The 5,117-nt window shown below is 68.4% G+C and carries 7 protein-coding genes; 3 read left to right on the forward strand and 4 right to left on the reverse strand.

Going from position 1 to position 5,117, the window contains the following annotated elements:
- Positions 1–46: 46 nt before the first annotated feature.
- Positions 47–1,369 (reverse strand): C40 family peptidase, encoded by a 1,323-nt coding sequence (locus VE172_RS17945; RefSeq protein ID WP_324803329.1) that lies wholly within the window; start codon positions 1,367–1,369, stop codon positions 47–49.
- Positions 1,370–1,530: 161 nt separating this feature from the next.
- Here VE172_RS17945 and mqnE point away from each other — a divergent pair, with 161 nt between their 5' ends.
- Genes mqnE through VE172_RS17960 form a run of 3 tightly spaced genes read left to right on the forward strand, consistent with a single transcriptional unit; the run spans position 1,531 to position 3,401 of the window.
- On the forward strand, positions 1,531–2,703 hold the full coding sequence (gene mqnE / locus VE172_RS17950) for an aminofutalosine synthase MqnE (protein WP_324803330.1): 1,173 nt from the start codon (positions 1,531–1,533) through the stop codon (positions 2,701–2,703).
- Positions 2,704–3,150: a hypothetical protein gene (locus VE172_RS17955; protein ID WP_324803331.1), complete on the forward strand. Its 447-nt coding sequence runs from the start codon at positions 2,704–2,706 to the stop codon at positions 3,148–3,150. It begins immediately after the preceding gene.
- Positions 3,147–3,401: a DUF4229 domain-containing protein gene (locus VE172_RS17960; RefSeq protein WP_324803332.1), complete on the forward strand. Its 255-nt coding sequence runs from the start codon at positions 3,147–3,149 to the stop codon at positions 3,399–3,401. The genes VE172_RS17955 and VE172_RS17960 overlap by 4 nt, the downstream gene beginning before the upstream one ends.
- 23 nt (positions 3,402–3,424) lie before the next feature.
- Here the strand turns inward: VE172_RS17960 and VE172_RS17965 are convergent, their stop codons facing one another.
- From VE172_RS17965 to VE172_RS17975, 3 genes are all read right to left on the reverse strand, one after another.
- Entirely contained in the window at positions 3,425–4,567 is a 1,143-nt protein-coding gene (locus VE172_RS17965) for a hypothetical protein (RefSeq protein WP_324803333.1), read from the reverse strand.
- Between the two features lie 10 nt (positions 4,568–4,577).
- Positions 4,578–4,880 carry a hypothetical protein gene (locus tag VE172_RS17970; protein WP_324803334.1) on the reverse strand — a complete coding sequence of 101 codons (303 nt, stop codon included), beginning with the start codon at positions 4,878–4,880 and terminating at the stop codon, positions 4,578–4,580.
- Positions 4,870–5,117, reverse strand: a 248-nt coding sequence (locus tag VE172_RS17975; protein WP_324803335.1) for a hypothetical protein, incomplete at its 5' end; no start/stop codon positions are given. The genes VE172_RS17975 and VE172_RS17970, both read right to left, overlap by 11 nt.

A 5,117-nucleotide genomic window follows, 5' to 3' on the forward strand; every position in this document is an offset into this window, starting at 1 on the left:
ACGCTGCGTCGCGACGTGACTATTCTTACGATCTTCGGCGCCGTTTTCAGCCGCCGGGCACCGGCGTTGGCGTGGGATTCGGCGCCGGGTCGTCGCCGTTTCCGGGCCACGGGTCGTCCCTTCCGGGGGACGGGTCGGGACGCGGCTCCAGCCCGTCCTCACGGTCACGCTTTCCGTCCGAACGGCCGTGTTTGGAGTCCTTTTCGGGCCTGGACGGCTTCGCCGGTTCGTCCGAGGCCGCCTTGGCCACCCGGTGCGCCCCCACGAATTCGCTGAACGACACGGGCACCACCTTCACCACGTCACCGGGGCGCGGCGCCTGCACCATCTCGCCGTGGCCGATGTACATGGCCACGTGGTAAACCGACGTCCAGTCGTTCACCGAGTCCCCGTAGAAGATCAGGTCGCCGGGCAGCATCTCCGCCACGCCCACCTCGCGATCCAGGGTGGAGTGGAACTGGTCGGCCGCCACCCGCGGAAGCCGGTCGCCCACCTTGCCGTACGAGGTCTGCACCAGCCCCGAGCAGTCGTAGCTGTTGGGGCCCTCGTCGCCCCACACGTACTCCTTGCCCCGCTGCGTCAGCGCGAACGCCACCGCCTTGGCGGCGTCCTTGGACGGCTCCATGCCGTCGGTGTCAGAGCCGATGTCGGTCGCCTTGTGCGCGTCGGAGGCCGCGGTCTGCTCGTCCTCGAGCTCGATCGCCTTGGCATTCTTGGCGATCAGGTCCTTGAGCGTCGCGGTGTCCTTCTTCAGCTTCTTGGACAGCCGCTGGTGGGTGCCGTCGGCGATCTCCTCGGCCGCGACCGCGGCGTCCAGCGACGCCTTGGCCGCCGCGGCGGTCTCCGCGGCGTCGGTCGCCTCCGACACCACCGCGTCGCGGTCGGAGGTCAGCAGCCCCGGGTTCACCTGGAACAGCGAGTCGAACCTCTCGGTGACGCCGGGAATCTCGGCGGCGCGGCGCTCGTACGCGTCGGCGGCCATCTCGGAGGCCAGCTCCTCGGTGTCCCTGGCCTCCTTGTCCAGGGTCGACCAGTCGTCGCGCGCCGACGACGCCATCTTCTTGCGCGCCTTCAGCTCGTCGGCGGCGGCGTTGGTCTTCTCTCCGAGCCGGGCCAGCGCGTGCGTCTGCTCGGCGATCTTGTTGGCGTACGGGCCCCGCGCGATGCCGGGGCCGGACTGCGGGATGTCGGTGCCGGGCACGTAACCCGGGTCGGCGCCGTCGGGGTGCGAACCCCCGTCGGGCACGGAATCCAGGGCGCTCGGGTCGGCGAAGGCGGGGGCGGGGAAGGCGGTGGCCAGCGCCAGGGCGGTCCCAACGCACAGGACGGCACGGCCACGGCGACGGCGGGGCGGCGGGGTGGTCTTCATCGTCTTCCTTCGTGAAGGGAGAACAGCTGGCACGGCAAATACCAACAGCCACAATACGACGCTTGTGCCCCATCACACCACAGCCGTCTGTAAATGTCTTGTGCCACACCGGTACGCTCGCAGGCTACGCATAGTCTGTTCGTGGATGAGGTGACGGCGAAATGACGTCCGACAAATTCAAATCCGAGATCGAGGAGAAGGTCGCCGCGGGGGAGCGGCTGACCTACGACGACGGCGTCGCCCTGTACGAATGCGATGACCTGGCCTGGCTGGGCCGCATGGCCCACTCCGTGCGGACCGCCAAGAACGGCGAGCGGGTGATGTTCAACATCAACCGGCACCTCAATCTCACGAACGTCTGCTCCGCGTCGTGCGCCTACTGTTCCTTCCAGCGCAAGCCCGGCGAGGCCGACGCGTACACGATGCGCGTCGAGCAGGCCGTGGAGCTCGCCAAGCAGATGGAGGGCGAGCAGCTCACGGAGCTGCACATCGTCAACGGCCTCCACCCGACCCTGCCGTGGCGCTACTACCCGCGGGTCCTCAAGGAGCTGAAGGCCGCGCTGCCCGACGTCAACCTCAAGGCGTTCACCGCCACCGAGGTGCAGTGGTTCGAGAAAATCTCGGGCCTGGACGCCTCGGACATCCTGGACGAGCTGATCGAGGCGGGCCTGGAGTCGCTGACCGGCGGCGGCGCCGAGATCTTCGACTGGGAGGTGCGCCAGAAGATCGTCGACCACGACTGCCACTGGGAGGACTGGTCGCGCATCCACCGCCTCGCCCACGAGAAGGGCCTGCGCACGCCCGCGACCATGCTGTATGGACACATCGAAGAGCCCCGGCACCGGGTCGATCACGTCATGCGGCTGCGCGAGATGCAGGACGAGACCAACGGCTTCGCGGTGTTCATCCCGCTGCGTTACCAGCACGACTTCGTCGACGCCAAGGACGGCAAGATCCGCAACCGGATCCAGGCGCAGACCACGATGGCCTCGCCGACCGAGTCGCTGAAGACCTTCGCGGTGTCCCGCCTGATGCTGGACAACTTCGACCACGTCAAGTGCTTCTGGGTGATGCACGGCCTCGACGTCGCGCAGCTGTCCCTCAACTACGGGGTGGACGACCTGGACGGCTCGGTGGTCGAGTACAAGATCACCCACGACGCCGACTCCTATGGCACACCTCACACCATGCACCGCGAGGACCTGCTCGAGCTGATCCGCGACGCCGGCTTCACCCCGGTGGAGCGCAACACCCGCTACGAGGTGGTGCGCACCTACGACCCGCCGCGGTCGCAGGCCGAGCGCCGCGCCGAGCCGCAGGACGTCTGGGCCTAAATGTCCAAGGACACCGCGGACGCCAAGGCGGCGCGCCCCAGGTTCCCGAAGCGGGACGACGAGGGGCGCATCGAGCTGCTCACCGAGTATCTGGCCTTCGTGCTGGCCTCGCTGTTCATCGGCATGGTGATGCTGGTGGCCATCGACGGGGTGCTGGCGCTCATCCACGTCAACGCCTTCGGCTCGTCCTCGGGCTGGATCGGCGCGGTGTTGGCGGTGTTCGTGTTCATCGACGACTTCCGCGCCTGGAAGCCGGGGTGGACCCGCTGGGCGGTGGCGGGCGTGGCCGCCGTGGTGTCCCTGGCGTTCGGCTTCGTGATCACGTCGTTGATGCCGCCCGAGTGGTACCAGCTGTTCACCGGCGCCCTGGGCGCCACGATCGGATGTCTACTGTATACGGTGCTGTGGTTTTACGGCGTGCGCCTGCTCAAGGCGGGCCGATCGTGAACGCCACCGGGAAGTTCGCGCTGGCCCGCGTCGGCCTGTTCCTGGTGGTCGGCGCGGCGCTGTGGCCCACCGGCCTGCATCCGCTGGTGATCGCGATGGCCGCGCTGCTGGTGTCGTTCCTGCTGTCCTTCGTGCTGCTGCGCAAGTGGCGCGTGGAGATGCTCAACGACGTGGACTCGACGGTGAAGCGGCGACGCGAGCAGAAGGACAAGCTGCGCGCCGCCCTGGCCGGCGAGGACGAGGACGACTAGCCGCGCGTCCCGCTGATCGCGGGTCAGCGCGGCGGGGTCGGCGACGGGCCCGGGCGCGGGTTGGGCTTCGGGGGTTCCTTGATCTCGTAGCCGGTCTTGCCGCCGTACTTCTCGGCGTCCGCCTCGTAGGGGTTGGTGTAGCCGTTGGCGCGGGACGCGGCCTCGGCGGCCAGGTACTTGCGGCCGAAGCTGACGCCGTATTCGCGCCACTGGTGGTCGCGGTGGTACTTCTCGTGGTTGAGCAGCTCGTCCTTGCCGTAGTTGGGCTGGGTGTCGAGCTCGTCCCAGGTCTTGTATGGACTGATGAAGGTGTCGCCGTAGGTGGTGCCGCCGCGTTCGTACATGTAGTCGGGGGCGCCGATGCACACCATCATGCCGTTGACCACCTTGCACTGACCGCCCGCGCGCTCCACCTCGGTCTTGACCAGGTTGCCCACGCCCGCCGACTGCTGCTTCGGCGTGCCCTGGGCGAAGGGCTCGGAGGCCATGACGGCGGCCAGCTTCGAGTACCACTCGGCCGAGCCGGGCAGCAGTCCGGCCAGCGGGCCGAGCATCTCGGGCCAGGCGACCTTGCCGTCGTCGGGCAGGTCGATCTTGCCGTCGGTCTTGGCGTTGGGGTTGAAGTCGAGGTTGTCGGGCTCGTCGAGGTTGGCGGCGGCGCGCAGCGCCGTGGCCACGGCGCCGTCCATCTGGCGGGCGTCGGCGATGGTGTCCTTGATCTCCCCGTTGAGGCGGCCCGCCAGGGACTGGAGGTAGATGTACTCGGCGACGAACAGGCCGCCACCCAGCGCGTCCTTCCAGCCCGGCTTGTGGACGGAGACGTGCCCGCTGTCGTCAATGGACAGCTTGTCGTGGTCGTCGACCTGTTTGATGAGCCCCTTGAGGCGCTTCTGGCTGCCGGAGAAGCCGGTGTGCGCCTCCTTGAGGATGCCCTGGATCGCCTCGGCCTCGGTCTGGCCCGCCTCGGTCTGGGTCTCCAGGAACTTGACCCGCTTCTGCGCCGCGTCGGCGGCCTTGCCGCGCCAGCTTCCGGAGCGGATCTTGTCGCCGACCTTTTTGGTCGCCGTGTCGGAACCGGTGTCCAGCTTGCCCGCCGCGGTGCCCCAGGGCTTGACGAGCTTCTCCAGACTGGACAGATCGGCGTCGCGCAGCTGTTTGAAGTCCATGATGCCGTCCTCAGTCCTTGATCCCGGGGTACGCCTTCGGGAAGTAGAAGGCGATCTCCTCGTCGGTCTTGGTGATGTGGGTGCCGGTGTCGGCCAGGGCGCCCGAGAAGTACTGCCAGCGCCCGGCGCAGCGGTCGGCCTTCAGGGTCCAGTGGGAGCTGACCTCGCCGATGGCGTCGGCCGTGGTGAAGCCCGCCATGCTCGGCTTCGGGTTGTCGGCGATGATCTTGCTGGCCTCCTTGGCGCGGGCTTCCACATCGGAGGCGGAGCCGGACATGTCGTCCAGGTCCTTTTTGGTGAGCTTAACGGTCATGATCGTCGGCTTCCAGCTTGTCGAACAGCGCCGCGGTCTCGCGGGCGCGGGTTTCCAGGGTGGCGGCGATCGCCGCGTTGACGGCGGCGGCCAGGTCGGTCTCGGCGAGGTCGAATGCCTTGGGGCCGAAGGAGAAGTCACAGGTCTCGGCGCGGATGCGGCAGCGGACCTCGCCGTCGGCCGCGGTGGCGGACGCCGCGATGCCGGCCGCCGCGGCGAAGAAGGGCCGCATGCGGC

The organism is Stackebrandtia sp. (assembly GCF_035643755.1).
GTDB lineage: Bacteria > Actinomycetota > Actinomycetes > Mycobacteriales > Micromonosporaceae > Stackebrandtia.

What these genes read in the sequence shown, in the direction of transcription:
- VE172_RS17945 (WP_324803329.1), bottom strand. Translation starts at nt 1,369, where the DNA reads ATGAAGACCACCCCGCCGCCCCGCCGTCGCCGTGGCCGTGCCGTCCTG.
- VE172_RS17955 (WP_324803331.1), top strand. Translation starts at nt 2,704, where the DNA reads ATGTCCAAGGACACCGCGGACGCCAAGGCGGCGCGCCCCAGGTTCCCG.
- mqnE (WP_324803330.1), top strand. Translation starts at nt 1,531, where the DNA reads ATGACGTCCGACAAATTCAAATCCGAGATCGAGGAGAAGGTCGCCGCG.
- VE172_RS17970 (WP_324803334.1), bottom strand. Translation starts at nt 4,880, where the DNA reads ATGACCGTTAAGCTCACCAAAAAGGACCTGGACGACATGTCCGGCTCC.
- VE172_RS17965 (WP_324803333.1), bottom strand. Translation starts at nt 4,567, where the DNA reads ATGGACTTCAAACAGCTGCGCGACGCCGATCTGTCCAGTCTGGAGAAG.